This is a genomic window from Burkholderia sp. HMSC10F09, assembly GCF_001806955.1.
GTDB lineage: Bacteria > Pseudomonadota > Gammaproteobacteria > Burkholderiales > Burkholderiaceae > Burkholderia > Burkholderia multivorans.
In genome coordinates this window covers 1-17,852 of the sequence record NZ_KV786862.1, presented here as the reverse complement: position 1 = coordinate 17,852, position 17,852 = coordinate 1, and the positions used below count along the sequence as shown (strand labels likewise).

The following is a 17,852-nucleotide window of genomic DNA, read 5'->3' as shown; positions in this document are numbered from 1 at the left end:
CGCGCATTTTCTTTCCGCTTTCGCCCCATGAAAAGACGGTTCGCTTCGCTCGTGTGGATCGCTGCCGGCGCGTGGTTCGCCAGCGCGAACGCGCACGCCGATTGTTTCGACGAGGCTGCCCGCTACCAGAAGGTCAATCCGCTGATCCTGCGTGCGATCGCCTGGCAGGAGTCGCGCAACCGTCCGAGCGCACTGAACAAGAACACGAACGGGTCCGTCGATTACGGGCTCATGCAGATCAATTCGGTCCATCTGTCGACGCTGTCGCGCTACGGCATCGATCGCGACACGCTGATGGAGCCGTGCAAGAACGTCTATATCGCCGCGTGGCATCTGCGGCAGAAAATGAACCGCTACGGCAACACGTGGCAGGCCGTCGGCGCCTATCATTCGGAAACGCCGGCACTGCGCGACAAGTACGCGCGGCAGATCGCGGCGATCCTCGCGCAGTGGAAACTGCTGCCGCCGCAATAGCGGTGCGCCGCACGCGGGGCCGATCGCGCCCCGGCCGTCGCGCGCGCGTTTGATGCACAATGCGGGCTTACGCTGCGGCTTCGCGCGTGCGAACGGCCCGGCCGCTCGTGCCGCGCAGCGGCGCCGCGGCCGCTTTTTCACTTTTCCGTTGGTGCGTACCGCAATGAAACAGCCGTTGCCCGTCACCGTGCTGTCCGGCTTCCTCGGCGCCGGCAAGACCACGCTGCTCAACCATATCCTCGCGAACCGCGCGGGCCTGAAAGTCGCCGTGATCGTCAACGACCTCGCGGCGGTCAACATCGACGCGTCGATCGTGCGCGACGCGCAGGCGCTGTCGCATGTCGAGGAACGGCTCGTCGAGATGTCGAACGGCTGCATCTGCTGCACGCTGCGCGACGATCTGCTCGTCGAGATCCGCCAGCTCGCGGCGGAAGGCCGCTTCGACGCGATCGTGATCGAATCGACCGGTATCGCGGAGCCGATGCCGATCGCCGAGACCTTCACGTTCGTCGACGACGACGGCACGTCGCTCGGCGACACCGCACGGCTCGACACGCTCGTCACGGTCGTCGACGCATTCAATTTCCTGCGCGACTACGGCTCGGACGATGCACTCGCGACGCGCGGCATCGCCGCCTCCGAAAACGACGATCGCACGCTCGTCGAGCTGCTGATCGAGCAGATCGAATTCTGCGACGTGCTCGTGATCAACAAGGCCGACCTCGTCAGCGCGGACGAACTCGCGCGGCTGCAGCACATTCTCGCGCGGCTCAATCCGCGCGCGCATCAGGTCGTGTCGACGTTCGGCAACGTGCCGCTCGACGCGGTGCTGAACACCGGCCGCTTCGATTTCGACGAAGCGGCGAATGCGCCCGGCTGGCTCGCGTCGCTCGATCGCGATCATGCGTACTGCGACGATCCCGACTGCGACGCGCATCATCATGCGCACGTGCACGGCGAAGCGGACGAATTCGGCATCGCGAATTTCGTTTACCGCGCGCGCCGGCCGTTTCATCCGGCGCGACTCTGGGCGCTGCTCCATCAGCAATGGCCGGGCGTGCTGCGCAGCAAGGGCTTCTTCTGGCTCGCGACGCGCAACGACATCGCCGGCTCGCTGTCGCAGGCGGGCGGCGTGTGCCGGCACGGTCCGGCGGGGCTCTGGTGGGCCGCGCAGGATCGCGCGGAATGGCCGGACGACGACGAACTGCTCGCCGAAATTCGCACTGAATGGGAAGGCGATTTCGACGACCGCTCGATCGGCGATCGCCGTCAGGAACTCGTGCTGATCGGCATCGCGCTCGACGCCGACGCATGGCGCGCGAAGCTCGACGCCTGCCTGCTGACCGATGCGGAATTCGCGCTCGGCGCGGCCGGATGGGCCGCGTTCGACGACCCGTTTCCCGCATGGGACGTCGACGCGCACGACGACGACGACCCGGGCGACGCGCAGATCGTGCGCCCGTAACAGCGATCGACGAACCGTAAAATCTTGTAAAGGTGTGACGGACTGTGGCAAAAATGCCGCGCGCGCGCCCAACAAAAAACCCGCCTTTCGGCGGGTTTTTTTCGAACAGGCGCTGGATTAACGCTTGTTGACGGCGTCCTTGAACGCCTTGCCAGCCGTGAACTTGACCGTCTTGGCTGCCGGGATCTTGATGGTTTCGCCCGTCTTCGGGTTGCGGCCCGTACGTGCTGCGCGCTTGCCCGAACCGAAGCTGCCGAAGCCGATCAGCTGAACCGCATCACCCTTCGACACGGCTTTCTTGATGACTTCGAGCAGCGTGTCCAGCGTTTCGCCGGTTTGAGCCTTGCTGGCGCCCGTTTGGGCGGCGACGGCGTCGATCAGTTCCTGTTTGTTCATTAAGGTTCCTTTTTCAGGTTAGGTTGACACGAACAGCGCGAACGCGCCGATTATACGTGCGCGAACCGTGCCGTCGAGAGTCAGACTCTGACGGCACAGCGCCGAATCCTGGCCCGCGCGACGCGCCTACCGGCTACGCCGGCGGCCACCCCGCGGTACGGCGTTGCTATGATAGCGCAGCGCAAACCCAATAACGACAAGGGTTTCAAAGATTTTCATCGGTATTTCGCCGAATCGATCGTCGATTGCCCGTTTTTTGACCAGCGCCAACCGGACAGGATACGCAGCCCGCTGCGCGCCTGCGTCGCGCCGTTGGATTTTGCCAACGGCCGATCGGCACGTGCGCCGCAATCCCTTGCCAGGCTTGGCTGTCACGATTTTTGTTTCGCATGCCCGACCGACTCGTCCCTGCCACGCTCGCGTTCCGCGACGACGGCACCCTCGTCTCGCCCGCGTACGGCGACATCTATCACAGTGCCGCGGGCGCGATCGCGCAGGCCAACCACGTGTTCGTCGCGGGCAACGGGCTGCCCGCGCGCTGGCAGCAGCGCCGCACGTTTACGATCGTCGAGACGGGCTTCGGCACTGGCTGCAACTTCCTCGCCACGTGGGCCGCGTGGCGCGACGATCCCGCACGCTGCGAGCGTCTCCATTTCGTGTCGGTCGAAAAACATCCGTTCTCGCGCGAAGACCTGCGTCGCGCCGCTGCGCATATCGTTGCGAACACAACGATCTCCGCGAACGTCGATGAGCTCGCCGATGCATGGCCGCCGCTCGTGCCGGGCCTGCATCGACTCGAATTCGACGCAGGCCGCGTCGTGCTCACGCTCGTGTTCGGCGATGCGCTCGAGCGGCTGCCGACACTCGTCGCGCGCGCCGATGCGTTTTATCTCGACGGCTTTGCGCCGTCGAAGAACGCGGATCTCTGGTCGATCGACGTGTTTCGCGCGCTTGCGCGCATGGCCGACGAGCGCGCGACGTTCGCGACGTATTCGAGTTCCGGCGTCGTGAAACGCGCGCTCGACGAAGCGGGTTTCGCGTATCGCAAGGTCGACGGTTTCGCCGGCAAGCGCGCGATGCTGGTCGGCGAATATGCGCCGCGTTGGCGCATGCGCCGGCACGAACCGCCGCGCGCATGGCCGAACGCCGCCACACGCCGTGCGCTCGTGATCGGAGCCGGCATCGCCGGCTGTGCGGTCGTCGAGCGGCTCGCCGCGCGCGGCTGGAACGTGACGCTGATCGAACGGCACGAACGGATCGCGAGCGAAGCGTCCGGCAATCCGGCCGGCGTGTTCCATCCGCTGATGACGCGCGACGACAACGTCGCGAGCCGTCTTACGCGCGCCGGTTTTCTCTACGCGGTCGCGCGCTGGCGAGCACTCGAAAAGGGCGGTCACGCGTTTGCGCGCAGCACGCGCGGCATGGTTCATCTCGCCGAATCGGCGGACGACTTCGCGCGCATGCGCGATGCATGCGATGCGCTCGGCGCACCGTCCGACTACGCGAAGCTGCTCGACACGGACGCCGCGCGCGCGTATCTGGATCTGCCGGTCGCGCATGGCGGGCTGCTGTTTCCGCACGGCGGCGCGGTGTGGCCGGCCGCACTGGCCGACGCGCAATGCGCGGCCGCCGGCGATCGCGTGCAACGGCTGACGCGCACCGAAGTCGCGCGGCTCGAACGAAACGGCGACGAGTGGCATGCGCTCGACGCGCACGGACGCACGCTCGCGCAGGCGCCGGTCGTCGTACTCGCGAATGCCGGCGATGCGGTGCGGCTTGCCGGGCTGCGGCACGTCGCGCTGCAACCCGTGCGCGGGCAGCTGACGCTGCTGCCGGCAGGCAGCGCATCGCCGCTGCCGTGCCCGGCGATCGGCGACGGCTACGCAGTGCCGCTCGACGACGGCACGCTGCTGATCGGTGCGACGTTCGAACCGGACGACGTCGATCCGGCGATACGCCTGGCCGGCCATGCGGAAAACCTCGAGCGCGTGCGGCGCCTGCTGCCGGGACTGATCGACGACGTGCCCGCGCTCGACACGCTGCGCGGCCGCGTCGCGTTCCGCTGGGTCGCCGGCGACCGGCTGCCGCTGATCGGCCCGCTCGCCGACGAAGCGCAGGCAGTCGCCAACGCCCGCGCGCTGAGCGGTGCCAAAGCCCGCGACCTGCCACGCATGCCGGGGCTCTACGGCGCATTCGGCTACGGCTCGCGCGGTCTCGTCTGGGCCGCGCTCGGCGCCGAGCTCATCGCCTCGCAGCTCGACGGCGAGCCCTGGCCGATCGAGCGCGAACTCGCAGAAGCGGTCGATCCCGCCCGTTTCCTGATCCGCGCATTGCGCGCACGCCAGGTGAGCGCCGCCGACTGATCCGGCGCACCGTTTCCTCACAGTTTCCCGATTTTCCCGTGCAAAGTTATCCACGCGATGCTGTGGATAACCGCGCGAAATCCATGCTCGGTTCGTGTGCAATCACAGTGGACGTAAACGGGGTAACTCGGCAGGTCGCGCACAGGGTCCAAAAGTTGCTCATCTCAAACTACTGTGCACGAACACGCTGTGCAACCGGTTATGTTTTCAACAAGCCGTTGATCCGGCAGCGTAAACGGAGGTTATCCACAGAACTGCGAGCGCCTTGTTAACTTCTACTACGTATATATACAGATAAACCTTTTAAACCAAAGACCTGTGCCCCGCACAGCGTTTCGGGTTCTATCGAATGGGTTCCAGAGTGAAAAAGCTGTGGCACAATCGGTTTCCTTCGCGTTCGTCCGGCCAGGCGCCGGACATGCTTCAACGGAACGGTCCGCACAGTTTCGAATCTGAGTCTTCGAGGCAGCGCAGTCCGTTCACACATCAGGCCGACAATCCAGATCGGCAGACCTGAGCGACATATCCGCCGAATGGCGGTACAGGCGGACCCCATGTCCCGCCGTCGTGAACCACAACAATCACATTCGGGGCGATACCCAGCCGGCGCGCACTCATTCCTGACGCTTGACCCCGCGTCGCTGGCGGTTGCTTCCAAAGGAGAAGTCACCACGATGAAGTCGGCGTTCTCATTTCTGCCCAACTGGCCGCTTACGCCGGATGCCGTGTTCTGGGCCGGGCTCGCGCTGTTCGCGGCCGGGCTGTGCGGCGAGCTCTGCTATCGCGCGTGGCGGCTGCCGCGCATTACCGGTTATGCGGTGATCGGTCTCATCGCCGGTTCGTTCGGTTTCGGCGTGATCGATTCGAGCACGGACGAAACGTCGCGGCTGTTGATCAACGTCGCACTCGGGCTGCTGCTGTTCGAACTCGGCAGCCGCCTCGACCTGCGGTGGATCCGCCGCAATCCGTGGCTCATTGCGTCCAGCCTCGCCGAAGCGACGCTGACGTTCGTGCTCGTGCTGTTCGTGATGCTTGCGCTCGGCGTGTCGGGCATGGTCGCGCTCGTGCTGTCGGCGATCGCGATTGCGACGTCGCCGTCGATGGTGATCCAGCTGAAGACCGAGCTGCGCGCGGAAGGGCAGGTGTCGCAGCGGCTGATCACGCTGACCGCGCTGAACAGCGTCTACGCGATCGTGCTGACTAAGCTCGTCACGAGCTGGCTGCATCAGGAAGCGTACGGCAACGTGTTCGCCACCATTCTGCAGCCCGTCTATCTGCTCGTCGGTTCGTTCATCGTCGCGTATCTGGTCGCGCGTTCGTGCAACTACCTGTTCCGCCACATGACGTCGACGATGCGCGACGAGCATTCGTTCGTCGCGCTGTTCGGCCTCGTCATGCTCGCGATCGCGGTCGCGCAGGCGCTGAAGCTGTCGACGCTGCTCACGCTGCTGCTCGCGGGGATCATCGTCAAGAACCTCGAAGCGCGCCCCCAGCTGTGGCCCGAGCATTTCGGCACGGCCGGCTGGCTGCTCACGGTCGTGCTGTTCGTGCTCACGCTCACCTCGTTCACATGGGGCGACATCGCGCTCGGCGGCCTGTTCGCGATCGTGCTGATCGTCACGCGGCTCGTCGCGAAACTCGGCGGCGTCGTCGCGTTCGCGAAGCCGAGCGGGATCGGGATGAAGCAGGGCGTCGCGCTCGGCATCGCGCTGACGCCGATGTCCGCGCTGAGCTACCTGCTCGTCGACGATACCTACCAGCTCTACCCGAACTTCGATCCGCATCTGCGCGCGATCGTGATGTGCACGATCGTGATCCTGCAGCTCGTCAGCCCGTTCGTCGTCTACCGATGCCTGTCGGCGGTCGGCGAGCGCAGCGACGGCAACTGATTCCGGAACTCCTGCCATGGCACTCGAAACCTTCGTCAATTCCGAGCCGTTCACGTTCGGCGTCGAACTCGAAATCCAGGTCGTCAACACGCACAACTACGACCTCACCAAGGCCGCATCGGACCTGATGCGGCTGATCCAGGGCGAGTCCTTTCCGGGCAACATCACGCCGGAAATCACCGAGAGCATGATCGAGCTGTCGACCGGCATCTGCCATACGCACGAGCAGGCGCTCGGCGAGCTGCACGCGATCCGCGACGTGCTCGTGAAGGCGGCCGACCAGCTCAACGTCGGGCTGGCCGGCGGCGGTACGCACGCGTTCCAGCAATGGAGCGACCGGCAGATCTACGACGCGCCGCGCTTCCAGTATCTGTCCGAGCTGTACGGCTATCTCGCGAAGCAGTTCACGGTGTTCGGCCAGCACGTGCACATCGGCTGCCCCGATCCGGACAGCGCGCTGTTCCTGCTGCATTCGATGTCGCGCTTCATTCCGCACTTCATCGCGCTGTCGGCGTCGTCGCCGTTCGTGCAGAACGTCGACACCGGCTTCCATTCCGCGCGGCTCAATTCGGTGTTCGCGTTTCCGCTGTCGGGCCGCGCGCCGTTCGCGCTCACGTGGCACGACTTCGAGGAATACTTCACGAAGATGGTGAACACGGGCGTCGTGAACTCGATGAAGGATTTCTACTGGGACATCCGCCCGAAGCCCGGCTACGGAACGATCGAAGTGCGCGTGATGGATACGCCGCTGTCGGTCGATCGCGCCGCTGCGATCGCGTGCTACATCCAGACGCTCGCGCGCTATCTGCTGCTCGATCGTCCGCTGACGCTCACCGAGGACGACTATCTCGTCTACACGTTCAACCGTTTCGAAGCGTGCCGCTTCGGGCTCGAAGGCACGTGCGTGAATCCTCAGACCGGCGAGCGCCGCACGATCGCCGAGGACATCCTCGACACGCTCGACCGGATCGCGCCGCATGCGGCCGAGCTCGGCTCGCGCGCGGCGCTCGACGAGATCGGCGCGCTCGCGAAAGCGCGCGTGAACGACGCATCGTGGCTACGAACCGTCTTCAAGCAGGAAAAATCGCTGAACGAAACCGTTCGCCAGCAGTGCCTGCGTTGGCGCGAATGAAAAAATGTTTTGCAGTTTGCGGACTCGACCGCGTCGCGATTCGCTGAGTGCGAACCGGCGCGCGTCGAGCCGGCAACTGTTGCCGGTTCTGCCGCCATGCTGTGGATAACCGGATATTCCGCTGCAAAGTCAAAGGTATGTGGAATGGATAACCCGGTGGATCGCCGTACCTCGCGTGATCGCCGGTGCGCGCCGCTCGATGGCCGCGCGACACGTGCCGCCGGCACGCCGCATTGGCCGCACAATGAAAAAACGCAGTTATCCCGTGATTTTCCACAGCGCAAAGGGGATAACTTAGCTGTGCGATTTTCCGCTCTCGCTTAGAATGTCGGCTTTGCGGACACCGGAAGCACCGCGTGTCTTACCGGTCGCCGCGGACGCGACCGCCGCGTGTGCCTCGCGACGGCCGTGCCGGACGGATTCGACGATCCGGTCCGCCCCTGAGACAGAGATTCGATCTCCACACTACGGCCGCTCGGCAAGTCCGGGCGGCGGCAAAGCGAAAAGACTATGAGCGAAGGCGTTTACGGGAATCAGGCTGCGGGACGTGTGACCCACGGCCTGCTGCGGTTGAGTACGGCCATGCGGAGCGAGGCATGGGATTGGGCGGAAGGCGCCGGCCTCACGCCGACGCAGGGCGAAATCCTCGTGCTGCTGCTGCAACGCAAGGGCCCGATGCGGCTCGGCGAAATCGCGCGCGAGACGCAGCTCACCGCGGCTACCACGAGCGATGCGGTCAGCACGCTCGAGATGAAGGGGCTCGTCGAGAAGCGCCGCGCGCTCGACGACGGCCGCGCGCTTGCCGTGCGCCTGTCGGCACGCGGCCGCACGGCCGCGAAGAAGGCGCTGCAATGGCCGGAATTCCTGACGAAGGCGGTCGGCAAGCTCGGTGCGGACGAGCAGGGCGCGTTGTACCGCGCGCTGCTGAAGACGCTGCGCGAGCTGCAGGTCGCCGGTGCGACGCCGCCGCAGCGCATGTGCCTTACGTGCGTGCATTTCCAGCCGTCGAAGCCGTCGAAGAAGGCCGTGCATCACTGCGCATCGTTCGGTACGCCGCTCGCGGACGGCGATCTGCGTCTCGACTGTTCGATGCACGAAGAAGCCGACGTGGCCACGCAGAAAAAGACCTGGAAGATTTTCGCAGGCTGACGTCCGTCGATCGACCGGGAGGCCGATGATGAACGCTGAAGTCGTGGCGATCCGCCACGTGCATTTCGAGGATCTCGGCAGTTTCGAGCAGGTGCTCGGCGAGCGCGGCCGGCGTGTGCGCTACGTCGACGTCGGCTCGTCGCGCGTCGAGGTGCTCGATGCGCTCGAGCCGTCGCTGCTCGTCGTGCTCGGCGGCCCGCTCAGCGTCTACGACGACGCGCAGTATCCGACGATCGCGCCGCTCGCGGCGCTCGTGAAGCAGCGGATCGATGCCACGCTGCCGATTCTCGGCATCTGCCTCGGTGCACAGTTCATCGCCCGCGCGCTCGGCGCGCGCGTCTATCCGGCCGCGCAGGTCGAACTCGGCTGGTCGCCGCTGACGCTGACCGACGCCGGCCGCGCATCGCCGCTGCGTCATCTCGACGGCGCGACGACGTCGATGCTCCACTGGCACGGCGATACGTTCGATCTGCCGGGCGGTGCGATTCATCTCGCCTCGACGCCGGCCTGCCGGCATCAGGCGTTCTCGTGGGGCCAGCATGTGCTCGCGCTGCAATGCCATCCGGAGATCCGTGCGGATCGCTTCGAACCCTGGCTGATCGCGAACGCGGGCGAGATCGCATCGACGCCCGGTATCGACGCGCGACAGCTGCGCGACGATACCGCGCAGCACGGGCCGACGCTCGAAATCGCCGCGCGCACGATGTTCGGCGAATGGCTCGACAGCGTCGGGCTCTGAGCGGCACCGTGCCGCTCGCGCCGCTGCAGCGATCGCCGATCGCATGCTGACCGTCGGGCCCGCAAGCGGCGCGCCGGTCGTCCCCTGTTCCTGACCAATCGCTTACTGCCGTTGCCGCCGTCTGCAGGCTTAGGTCGTGCGTGCTACGCTCGTGCGCTCTTCCATTTCTCGAGAGCGGCCACCATGACTGCGCTGTTTTCACCGTTCACGCTGCGCGGCGTGACCCTGCCGAACCGGATCGTGATTTCGCCGATGTGCCAGTATTCCGCGGAGCGCGGCGAAGCGACCGACTGGCACATGATTCACCTCGGCCATCTCGCGCTGTCCGGCGCGGCGCTGCTTTGCATCGAGGCGACCGCGGTCGAACCCGACGGCCGCATCACGCACGGCGACCTCGGCCTCTGGGACGACGCGACCGAAGCGGCGCTGAAGCCCGTGCTCGCCGCGATCCGCCGCTACTCGCCGATTCGCGTCGCGATGCAGCTGTCGCATGCGGGACGCAAGGCATCGAGCGAGGTGCCGTGGAAAGGCGGGCAACTGGTGCCCGTCGCCGATGGCGGCTGGCTGCCGCACGCGCCGTCGGCCGTTCCGCACAAGGACGGCGAGACGCCGCCGCTTGCGCTCGACGCGGCCGGGCTGAACCGCGTCCGCGAGGCATTCGCTGCGTCCGCGAAACGTGCGGCGCGGCTCGGCATCGACGCGATCGAGGTGCATGCGGCGCACGGCTATCTGCTGCATCAGTTCCTGTCGCCGCTCGCGAACCGGCGCACCGACGAATACGGCGGCTCGCGCGAAAACCGGATGCGCTTCCCGCTCGAGATCTTCGACATCGTGCGTGCCGCGTTTCCGGCGGATCGGCCGGTCGGCGTGCGCGTGTCCGCCACCGACTGGGTCGAAGGCGGCTGGGAGCTCGAGGACACGATCGCGTTCGCGCACGAACTGAAGCGCCGCGGCTGCGACTGGATCGACGTGTCGTCGGGCGGCGTATCGCCGTTGCAGAAGATTCCGCTGTCGCCCGGCTATCAGGTGCCGTTCGCGCAGGCCGTGAAGCGCGCGGTCGACATGCCGACGATCGCGGTCGGCCTCATCAACGAGCCCGCGCATGCGAACCGGTTGATCGAAGCGGGCGATGCGGACTTCGTCGCGATGGCGCGTGCGATGCTGTACGACCCGCGCTGGCCGTGGCACGCGGCTGCCGAACTCGGCGCGCAGGTGTCGGCGCCGCCGCAGTACTGGCGCTCGCAGCCGCGCGAATACAAGGCGCTGTTCGGCGACATCGCATTCGGCCAGCGCTGAGCGACACGCGGCATCGCAAGCGATGTTGAACGAAGCAATCGCGAACGTGTAGGATGCGGGTGATTCGCCGCATGCCCCGACGCGGCACCGACCGGTGCCGCGTTTTCGTTTCCGGCCCGACCGATGCCGGCGGCCGTGCAGCGGCGACGTCGGGCCGCGATCGCGGCTGTCTTCCATTCAAGTCGTCTTCACGAGGATTCGTTCGATGAGTTCACGCAGGATCGCGGTGCGCCGCTCGGGAGTACACGGCAAGGGCGTATTCGCCGTGGCGCCGATCAAGGCCGGCGAGCGCGTAGTGGAATACAAGGGCGAGCGAATTTCGTGGAAGGAAGCGCTGCGCCGCCATCCGCACGATCCGAACGAACCGAACCACACGTTCTATTTCGCGCTCGAAGAGGGCGGCGTGATCGACGGCAAGGTCAACGGCAACAGCGCGCGCTGGATCAACCATTCGTGCGCGCCGAACTGCGAAGCGGAAGAAGTCGGCGGGCGCGTATATATCCACGCGCTGCGCGATATCGAGCCGGAAGAAGAGCTGTTCTACGACTACGGTCTCGTGATCGACGCGAAGCTGACGAAAAAGCTGAAGCGCGAATATGCATGCCACTGCGGCACCGATGCGTGCCGCGGCACGCTGCTCGCGACGTCGGACGAAAGCGGCAAGAAGAAAAAGAAGAAGGACGGCAAGTCCGACGCGTCCGCGAAGGACAAGTCGAAGGACAAGAAAAAGAAGAAGTAGACAAGTGCGCGGCGCCTGCATGCGCCGCGCCTGCATCGGTCGCTCAGTGCGTCGGCGCGGCGGCCGGCGTCGCGCTGACCGGCTTCGCCGCGCGTGCCGCGAGCGGCACCTTCACGACGAAGCGCGAACCGCCTTCCGGTGCATCCTCGTAGGACACCGTGCCGCCGTGCATCGCCACGATGTCGTGGACGATCGCGAGACCGAGCCCCGCTCCCGTTTCGACGCCGTTGCCGTTGTGCGCATCGCCGCGGAAGAAGCGCTTGAACAGGTCGGCCTGCTGGTTCGCCGGCACGCCGGGGCCGTTGTCCTCGACGACGATTTCCGCGGCCGGCTGGCCGTCGTCGAGCGTGCCGCGCGCGACGTTCACCGTGATCCGCGCGCCGCTCGGCCGGGCGAGCGGTACATATTTCAGCGCGTTGTCGAGCAGGTTCGCGATCACTTCACGCAGCAGCACCGGATTGCCGCGCACCGGCAGCGTCTCGTCCTCGCCGGGATCGTCGCTGCGCTGGAAGCCGAGATCGACATGCGCGGCGAGCGCGCGCGGCACCCATTCGGCACCGGTCTCGAATGCCATCGCCGCGAGATCGACATCGACGAAGCGTGCGGCCTGTTCGCCGGGCTCCGCGCGCGCGAGCGACAGCAGCTGATTCGAGAGCCGCACCGCGCGGTCGGCCGCCGCGCGCAGCTCGCGCAACGCGGCATACGTCTGCTGCGTATCGCGCGCGACCGCGGCCTGCTCCGCGTGCAGTTTCACGGCCGTCAGCGGTGTGCGTAGCTGGTGTGCGGCGTCGGCGATGAACTTGCGCTGCGCGTCGAGGGCGGTCTTCAGGCGGCCGAGCAGCGCGTTCATCGCGCTCGTCAGCGGCCGGATTTCGAGCGGCACGTCGGTTTCGTCGACCGGCTCGAGCGACGTATGCGTCTGCCGGTTCAGCGAATCGGCGAGATGCGTGAGCGGGCCGAGCTGCTGGTTGACGACGCGCCACACGATCCCCCAGCCCGCGAGCAGCAGCAGCAGCAGCGGCATCATGATCGCGACGAGGAATTCCGCCGCGATGCGGTAGCGGTGCCGCACCGGCTGCGCGACTTCGACGACCATCGGCTTGCCGCCTTCGACGTTGTCGACGCGCACCTGCGCCACGCGTACCGCGCGGTTGTCGTATTCCGCTTCGAACACGTATGCATGATGCATGCGCCGCACGTTGATGCCCTGCAGCGGCAGCTTCGGATCGCCGGCGAGTTCCTGCTCGCCGTCGCTGATCCGGTAGATCAGCGCTTCGGCCGGATCGGAGAACATCGCCTGCGCGAGCGGCGGCACCGTAAACGGCGCGTCGGGGCCGGCGATCTGGATCTGTTTCGAGATGGCGGTCGCGAGATCGGCGAGCGAGCGGTCGATCACGTGCTGCGTGTATTGCCACGCGAGCCAGTACGCAATCAGGCCGCTCATCAGCGCGAGCATCGACAGCGGCGCGGCGAGGCGCCGCAGCAGCGAGCGGCGCAGGCTGGTCACAGCCGGATCAGAAGACATGTCGACGGGCAAATGAATGAGCGCCGCTCACGCGGAGCGGCGCGGTCGTGCGCCGGACGGCGACGCCGCGCGGCGAGCCGGCCGCCGACGCACGACGCGCCGGCGACGGCGGTGCCGCTCAGACGCTGGCCGTCTGGCGGATTTCCTGCAGCAGGTAGCCGAAGCCGCGCACGGTCACGATTTCGACGCGGCACTGTTCGAGTTTCTTGCGCACGCGGTGCACGTAGACTTCGATCGCGGTGTCGCCGAGATCGCCGCCGAAGTGCGTGAGGTGATCCTGCAGCTGCGCCTTGCTGACGACGCGGCCGTGACGCAGCAGCAGCATTTCGAGCACCGCGAATTCGCGCGGCGACAGTTCGAGCGGCTTGTCGTCGTTGAAGATGCGGCGATCGACGCCCGACAGGCGGACGCCGCCGAGCGACACTTCCGGACGCGGCATGTCGCTGTGCGGGCCGCTGCGGCGCATCACGGCGCGGATCCGCGCTTCGAGCTCGGCCGGTTCGAACGGCTTCAGCATGTAGTCGTCGGCGCCGGAATTCAGGCCCTGGATGCGGTCGTTCAGTTCGTCGCGCGCGGTCAGCACGATGACGGGCGTGTGGCGGTTGGTCTGGCGAAAGCGCGTGAGCAGCGTCATTCCGTCGATGCCCGGCAGGCCGAGGTCGAGGATTACGAGTTCGTGGCGGTTTTGTGCCAGCGCCTGTTCGGCAAAGATGCCGTCGTGCACCATGTCGACGGTGAAGCCAGCCTGTTCGAGGCTGCTCTGGATACCGCGTGCGATGGGGCGGTCGTCTTCGATCAGAAGGAGTCGCATGAAGTTCGCTCAAGTACAATGGGTTGGCGGTTCAGGCACGCGGACAGCACGACGCCGTTTCCACAGGGCCGCCGCATCGCGTGACAATCAAGCATGGCGGCCAGCGCACGATGACAACCAATCATGTCCGATATTTCGATCCACGATCTCGAAGCCGCGATCAATTTCTGGCGCGCCCGCTCGCCGTCGAGCGGCGACGAACTCAAACTCTGCGAAGAGGCCAGCGCGCTCTCCAAGCCGTATGCGCTGCTGATTGTACAGCGCGAAAGCGCGCTGCAACTGGAAGGTTTGGACCCCAAGGCGCGGAAAGCGTACGAGACTTACGTGCGCCTTAAGGACGGCTTGGAAAGCTGAAGGCTTTCGCTGAGTACATCCTAGAAAACGTTCATGCAAATGAAAAGTTGACGCGCCGCGCGCCGAAAAAGCGCGCGGCGCGTTCGCTCGTGGTCGGGCCGCGCGCGCTCAGCTCGCCGGACGCGCCTGTGCGGCGACCGCGTCGATGAAGAGGGCCAGTTCGATGTCGCGTTCGGTGAGGCCGTCGGCGTCGTGTGTCGACAGCGTCACGTCGACGCGGTTGTAGACATTGAACCATTCCGGATGATGATTCATTTCCTGTGCCTTGATTGCAACGCGCGTCATGAAGCCGAACGCTTCGTTGAAATCGGCGAAGCGCAGGCTGCGCTGGATCGCATCGCGGCCCGGCACCGCCGACCACTGCGGCAGGCGTTCGAGTCGCGTCTTGCGTTCTTCTGATGTGAGCTTGTGGACCATGTTGCACCTCGTTCGGTAACGGCGCTCGCGCGCGGCATGCGCCGCGCGACGGGGCCTGCACCGGTCATTCTTTCATAGTTGCGCGCCGCGTGTCGGCACGTGCTGCATGCGGTGTGCGGTGTGCGGGATGTGGCGTCCGTCACATTACGCGTCGTCGTCGGGCCAGCCTTCGCCGGTGCCGCGATGCAGCACGCGGTCGGTGTCGAGCACCGCGCCGGCGTCGAACTCCGGCAGTCCCGCGAGGCGCGCGGCAAGCGCGCGGCCGTCGAGCTCCGCCAGCGCGAACAGCTGCGCGAAGTCGTCGATCACGAAGTAGGTCTTCTGGAACGTATCGATCCGGTAACGCGTGCGCATCACGCGCTCGAGATCGAAGCCGAGCCGGTTCGGCGCCGCGCTTTCGACGCTGTACAGGCTCTCGCCCTTGCTCGACACGATGCCGGCGCCGTAGATCGATAGCCCGCCGGGGCCGCGCCCGTCGCGGATCAGTCCGAACTCGACCGTATACCAGTAGAGCCGCGCGAGGCGCGCGAGCGCCGCTTCGTCGTCGGCGACCGCGAGCGCGATGCGGCCGTATGCCTGCATGTAGTCGGCAAAAACGGGCTCGATCAGCAGCGGCACGTGGCCGAACAGGTCGTGGAAGCAGTCGGGCTCCTGCAGGTAGTCGAGCTGATCGGGGCGACGCATCCACCAGGTAACCGGAAAGCGCCGGTTCGCGAGGTGTTCGAAGAACACGCGATCGGGCACGAGGCCCGGTACCGCGACGATCTGCCAGCCCGTTGCGGGCATCAGCTGACGGTTCACGTCCGCGAACGACGGCACGCGATCGGCCGGCAGGTCGATCTTGCCGAGCCCGGCGACGAACGCGTCGCATGCGCGCCCGCGCAGCAGCGCCGACTGGCGCGCATAGAGCTGCTGCCACACCGCGTGGTCGACGCGGCCGTAACGCTGCAGCGGCTGGTCGATGGTGAAATCGGCGCGGGTTTCGAGGCCCGCATCGAACTGCTCCTGCAGTTTCGCGGTGACGACGGTGGACATGAGACGCTCGGCATGCTGGGGTTTCGGATGCACGCAAGTGTAGAGCGGGGTACGCGCGGGTTGGGCGCAAAATTGGCGCATATTCGAGATGTAATGCGATAATCGCGCATTGAATCGTCGAATCATGCGGAGAATGGACATGCTGGAACTCGATCACTTCGATCTCGCACTGCTGGACGTGCTGCAGCGCTTCGGCCGCGCGACGCATCAGCAGCTCGGCGAGGAAGTGCCGCTATCGCCGTCGCAGATCGGCCGCCGGCTGCAGCGGCTCGAGGCCGCCGGCGTGATCGAGGGGTATCGCGTGATGCTGCGGCCCGAAAAACTCGGGCTCGGCGTGACCGCGTTCACGAGCCTGAAGCTCAAGCATCATGGCGATTCGATCATCGAGCAGTTCCAGCAGCAGATCGACGTGTTGCCCGAAGTGCTCGAATGTCACGCGGTGGTCGGCGATGCCGACTATCTGCTGCGGATCGTCGCGCCGGATCTGAACGCGCTGTCGCAGTTCGTGATGAAGAAGCTGATGCGTGTGCCGGGCGTCGACAGCGTGCGTTCGAACATCGTGCTGACGACGTTCAAGCGCAACGGCGCGCTGCCGCTCGCGCATCTGGCGCCCGGCGCGGCCTGACGCGCGCGCGGCGTCCGCAGACGCCGCGCGTTTGTACCGCGCGTGCGCATGCCGCGCATATGCACGCCGCGCGTATGCACGCCGCGCACGATCACGCGGCCGTTTCGCGCTCGGCCGCGTTCAGCAGGTCGACATAGGCGAGCGCGACGAGATCGTCATGCGCGACGCCGAGCTTCGCGAACACGTCGTGCGCTTCCGCTTCGCCGCCTGCTTCGTCGTCGTCGGGGCCGAGCACGACTTCGAGCTCGATGAAGTCGCCGAGGCCGTCGACGCGATCGAGGTGAATGCGCGTGCGGCCGGCCAGATACACGTGACGCTCCTTCGTGACGATGCCGCGCGTCGTCAGCGCGGTCGCGAGCAGTGCGTGCATCGCGTCCGGGTTCGTCACCGGGCTGCGCGTGTAGTACGACGCCTTCGGGCCGTCTCGATCGTCGCGCTGGTAGAAGATCAGCTCGGCCGGCGTGCCGTCGTCGAAGCGGCGCAGCTTGAGCCGGCCGCGCGGCACGTCGTAGAAGAAATCCTGCTGGCGGTAGAACAGCGGCGCTTCAGTCGCCAGGGCGGCCGCGCGTTCGCGCAGACGGTCGAATTCGCGGGCACGGGCTTTGATCTCGATGTTGCGGGCCATGCGGACCTCCTTCGGTCGACGACGATGTACGGATGTGCGAACGCACAATCTAGCAAAAAGGCTGCGACGGCGACGTGAAGCCTGCCGCGCCGAATCGCAGCGTGCGGCGCGCGCCGCGGCCCGCATCATCAATGGCGCTCATATTGCCCACTGCGCTTCGATCAGCCTGAGCGCGGCCGCGATCGCCGGTTCGTCGCGCCGCTCGGCGAGCGTGACGAAGGTCAGCTCGGTCGGCACCGTCACGCGCTCGCCGATCGTCAGCGCATGCGCGTGCGCTTCGGCGAGCGCGATCGCGTCGCGCGCGAGCGTCAGACCGATCCCCGATTTCACGAGATCGAGCATCGACTGCTCCTGATCGACTTCGGCGACCTTCAGCGGCTGCACGCCGGCCTGCGCGAAGCGCCGCGACAGCAGTCGGTTGTGCGCCGACGCGGGCGGCGTCCAGATCCACGGCAGCGCCGCGAGCGCGCGCCAGTCGTGCGCGCGCTGCACGCGTTCCTTCCAGCCGGCCGGCGCGAGCACGCGGTACTGGAAATGCGTGAGCGTGACCGTATGGAACGGCGCACCGTCGCGCGGATCGTCGTCGCCGGGCCGGCCGATGTAGTAGCCGACATCGAGCGCCTGCGCGCGCACCTGGTCGAGCACCCAGCCCGACATCCCGTGCCGCAGCGCGGTCTCGATTTGCGGGTGGGTTTCGACGAGCGCGCGCAGAAAGCCGCCGAGCCGCAGAAATCCCGGATCGAGGATCGTGCCGATCCGCAGCCGGCCGCGCACCTCGTGGCGCAGCGCGGCCGCCGCGCGCTCGACGTCGGCGGCCA

Annotated in this window: 18 protein-coding genes; 11 read left to right on the top strand and 7 right to left on the bottom strand. The window is 66.4% G+C overall.

Going from position 1 to position 17,852, the window contains the following annotated elements; translation table 11 throughout:
- Positions 1-27 precede the first annotated feature (27 nt).
- On the top strand, positions 28-474 hold the full coding sequence (locus HMPREF3115_RS23680) for a lytic transglycosylase domain-containing protein (protein WP_006401507.1): 447 nt from the start codon (positions 28-30) through the stop codon (positions 472-474).
- Between the two features lie 151 nt (positions 475-625).
- Positions 626-1,939, top strand: coding sequence for a GTP-binding protein (locus tag HMPREF3115_RS23675; RefSeq protein ID WP_276513040.1), 1,314 nt, complete (start codon positions 626-628; stop codon positions 1,937-1,939).
- A 117-nt stretch (positions 1,940-2,056) separates the two neighbouring features.
- Here the strand turns inward: HMPREF3115_RS23675 and HMPREF3115_RS23670 are convergent, their stop codons facing one another.
- Positions 2,057-2,335 carry an HU family DNA-binding protein gene (locus tag HMPREF3115_RS23670; RefSeq protein ID WP_006401505.1) on the bottom strand — a complete coding sequence of 93 codons (279 nt, stop codon included), beginning with the start codon at positions 2,333-2,335 and terminating at the stop codon, positions 2,057-2,059.
- Positions 2,336-2,724: 389 nt separating this feature from the next.
- Here HMPREF3115_RS23670 and mnmC point away from each other — a divergent pair, with 389 nt between their 5' ends.
- The 7 genes from mnmC to HMPREF3115_RS23635 all read left to right on the top strand — a co-directional run bounded on the left by mnmC (position 2,725) and on the right by HMPREF3115_RS23635 (position 11,642).
- Complete coding sequence (mnmC, locus tag HMPREF3115_RS23665) at positions 2,725-4,698, top strand: bifunctional tRNA (5-methylaminomethyl-2-thiouridine)(34)-methyltransferase MnmC2/FAD-dependent 5-carboxymethylaminomethyl-2-thiouridine(34) oxidoreductase MnmC1 (protein ID WP_070556332.1); 1,974 nt, start codon at positions 2,725-2,727, stop codon at positions 4,696-4,698.
- 674 nt (positions 4,699-5,372) lie between these two features.
- Entirely contained in the window at positions 5,373-6,587 is a 1,215-nt protein-coding gene (locus tag HMPREF3115_RS23660) for a cation:proton antiporter (protein WP_006408072.1), read from the top strand.
- Between the two features lie 16 nt (positions 6,588-6,603).
- A complete protein-coding gene (locus HMPREF3115_RS23655) occupies positions 6,604-7,719 on the top strand; it encodes a YbdK family carboxylate-amine ligase (RefSeq protein WP_006408073.1) in 1,116 nt (371 codons plus the stop codon).
- Positions 7,720-8,229: 510 nt separating this feature from the next.
- A complete protein-coding gene (locus HMPREF3115_RS23650) occupies positions 8,230-8,868 on the top strand; it encodes a MarR family winged helix-turn-helix transcriptional regulator (protein ID WP_070556330.1) in 639 nt (212 codons plus the stop codon).
- 28 nt (positions 8,869-8,896) lie between these two features.
- The gene (locus HMPREF3115_RS23645; protein WP_035489573.1) at positions 8,897-9,607 is read left to right on the top strand and encodes a glutamine amidotransferase; all 711 of its coding nucleotides are present in this window, start codon (positions 8,897-8,899) and stop codon (positions 9,605-9,607) included.
- Between the two features lie 183 nt (positions 9,608-9,790).
- Positions 9,791-10,903 (top strand): NADH:flavin oxidoreductase/NADH oxidase, encoded by a 1,113-nt coding sequence (locus HMPREF3115_RS23640; RefSeq protein WP_065494392.1) that lies wholly within the window; start codon positions 9,791-9,793, stop codon positions 10,901-10,903.
- Positions 10,904-11,108: 205 nt separating this feature from the next.
- Entirely contained in the window at positions 11,109-11,642 is a 534-nt protein-coding gene (locus HMPREF3115_RS23635; protein WP_006410299.1) for an SET domain-containing protein, read from the top strand.
- Between the two features lie 43 nt (positions 11,643-11,685).
- On the opposite strand, the gene HMPREF3115_RS23630 is transcribed toward HMPREF3115_RS23635, so the two are convergent.
- Both HMPREF3115_RS23630 and HMPREF3115_RS23625 read right to left on the bottom strand, forming a co-directional pair.
- Complete coding sequence (locus tag HMPREF3115_RS23630; RefSeq protein ID WP_035489558.1) at positions 11,686-13,167, bottom strand: sensor histidine kinase; 1,482 nt, start codon at positions 13,165-13,167, stop codon at positions 11,686-11,688.
- Positions 13,168-13,285: 118 nt separating this feature from the next.
- Positions 13,286-13,978, bottom strand: a complete 693-nt coding sequence (locus HMPREF3115_RS23625) for a response regulator (protein WP_006401494.1) — start codon at positions 13,976-13,978, stop codon at positions 13,286-13,288.
- Between the two features lie 123 nt (positions 13,979-14,101).
- On the opposite strand from HMPREF3115_RS23625, the gene HMPREF3115_RS23620 reads away from it, so the two are divergent.
- On the top strand, positions 14,102-14,332 hold the full coding sequence (locus tag HMPREF3115_RS23620) for a DUF3717 domain-containing protein (protein ID WP_006401493.1): 231 nt from the start codon (positions 14,102-14,104) through the stop codon (positions 14,330-14,332).
- A 108-nt stretch (positions 14,333-14,440) separates the two neighbouring features.
- On the opposite strand, the gene HMPREF3115_RS23615 is transcribed toward HMPREF3115_RS23620, so the two are convergent.
- On the bottom strand, positions 14,441-14,749 hold the full coding sequence (locus HMPREF3115_RS23615) for a 4a-hydroxytetrahydrobiopterin dehydratase (protein WP_053296660.1): 309 nt from the start codon (positions 14,747-14,749) through the stop codon (positions 14,441-14,443).
- A 144-nt stretch (positions 14,750-14,893) separates the two neighbouring features.
- Positions 14,894-15,784 (bottom strand): phenylalanine 4-monooxygenase, encoded by an 891-nt coding sequence (gene phhA, locus HMPREF3115_RS23610; RefSeq protein WP_070556328.1) that lies wholly within the window; start codon positions 15,782-15,784, stop codon positions 14,894-14,896.
- Between the two features lie 139 nt (positions 15,785-15,923).
- Between phhA and HMPREF3115_RS23605 the strand changes: the two genes are divergently transcribed.
- Positions 15,924-16,409 (top strand): Lrp/AsnC family transcriptional regulator, encoded by a 486-nt coding sequence (locus tag HMPREF3115_RS23605; RefSeq protein ID WP_006408082.1) that lies wholly within the window; start codon positions 15,924-15,926, stop codon positions 16,407-16,409.
- Between the two features lie 91 nt (positions 16,410-16,500).
- On the opposite strand, the gene HMPREF3115_RS23600 is transcribed toward HMPREF3115_RS23605, so the two are convergent.
- Together HMPREF3115_RS23600 and HMPREF3115_RS23595 are read right to left on the bottom strand one after the other, a co-directional pair.
- Positions 16,501-17,034 carry a class IV adenylate cyclase gene (locus HMPREF3115_RS23600; protein ID WP_069219830.1) on the bottom strand — a complete coding sequence of 178 codons (534 nt, stop codon included), beginning with the start codon at positions 17,032-17,034 and terminating at the stop codon, positions 16,501-16,503.
- A gap of 138 nt (positions 17,035-17,172) precedes the next feature.
- On the bottom strand, positions 17,173-17,852 hold a 680-nt coding region (locus HMPREF3115_RS23595; RefSeq protein WP_070556326.1), incomplete at its 5' end, for a LysR family transcriptional regulator substrate-binding protein.

What these genes read in the sequence shown, in the direction of transcription:
- HMPREF3115_RS23660 (WP_006408072.1), top strand. Translation starts at nt 5,373, where the DNA reads ATGAAGTCGGCGTTCTCATTTCTGCCCAACTGGCCGCTTACGCCGGAT.
- phhA (WP_070556328.1), bottom strand. Translation starts at nt 15,784, where the DNA reads ATGTCCACCGTCGTCACCGCGAAACTGCAGGAGCAGTTCGATGCGGGC.
- HMPREF3115_RS23635 (WP_006410299.1), top strand. Translation starts at nt 11,109, where the DNA reads ATGAGTTCACGCAGGATCGCGGTGCGCCGCTCGGGAGTACACGGCAAG.
- HMPREF3115_RS23625 (WP_006401494.1), bottom strand. Translation starts at nt 13,978, where the DNA reads ATGCGACTCCTTCTGATCGAAGACGACCGCCCCATCGCACGCGGTATC.
- HMPREF3115_RS23630 (WP_035489558.1), bottom strand. Translation starts at nt 13,167, where the DNA reads ATGTCTTCTGATCCGGCTGTGACCAGCCTGCGCCGCTCGCTGCTGCGG.
- HMPREF3115_RS23615 (WP_053296660.1), bottom strand. Translation starts at nt 14,749, where the DNA reads ATGGTCCACAAGCTCACATCAGAAGAACGCAAGACGCGACTCGAACGC.
- HMPREF3115_RS23600 (WP_069219830.1), bottom strand. Translation starts at nt 17,034, where the DNA reads ATGGCCCGCAACATCGAGATCAAAGCCCGTGCCCGCGAATTCGACCGT.
- mnmC (WP_070556332.1), top strand. Translation starts at nt 2,725, where the DNA reads ATGCCCGACCGACTCGTCCCTGCCACGCTCGCGTTCCGCGACGACGGC.
- HMPREF3115_RS23645 (WP_035489573.1), top strand. Translation starts at nt 8,897, where the DNA reads ATGAACGCTGAAGTCGTGGCGATCCGCCACGTGCATTTCGAGGATCTC.
- HMPREF3115_RS23605 (WP_006408082.1), top strand. Translation starts at nt 15,924, where the DNA reads ATGCTGGAACTCGATCACTTCGATCTCGCACTGCTGGACGTGCTGCAG.
- HMPREF3115_RS23670 (WP_006401505.1), bottom strand. Translation starts at nt 2,335, where the DNA reads ATGAACAAACAGGAACTGATCGACGCCGTCGCCGCCCAAACGGGCGCC.
- HMPREF3115_RS23640 (WP_065494392.1), top strand. Translation starts at nt 9,791, where the DNA reads ATGACTGCGCTGTTTTCACCGTTCACGCTGCGCGGCGTGACCCTGCCG.
- HMPREF3115_RS23650 (WP_070556330.1), top strand. Translation starts at nt 8,230, where the DNA reads ATGAGCGAAGGCGTTTACGGGAATCAGGCTGCGGGACGTGTGACCCAC.
- HMPREF3115_RS23655 (WP_006408073.1), top strand. Translation starts at nt 6,604, where the DNA reads ATGGCACTCGAAACCTTCGTCAATTCCGAGCCGTTCACGTTCGGCGTC.
- HMPREF3115_RS23620 (WP_006401493.1), top strand. Translation starts at nt 14,102, where the DNA reads ATGTCCGATATTTCGATCCACGATCTCGAAGCCGCGATCAATTTCTGG.
- HMPREF3115_RS23680 (WP_006401507.1), top strand. Translation starts at nt 28, where the DNA reads ATGAAAAGACGGTTCGCTTCGCTCGTGTGGATCGCTGCCGGCGCGTGG.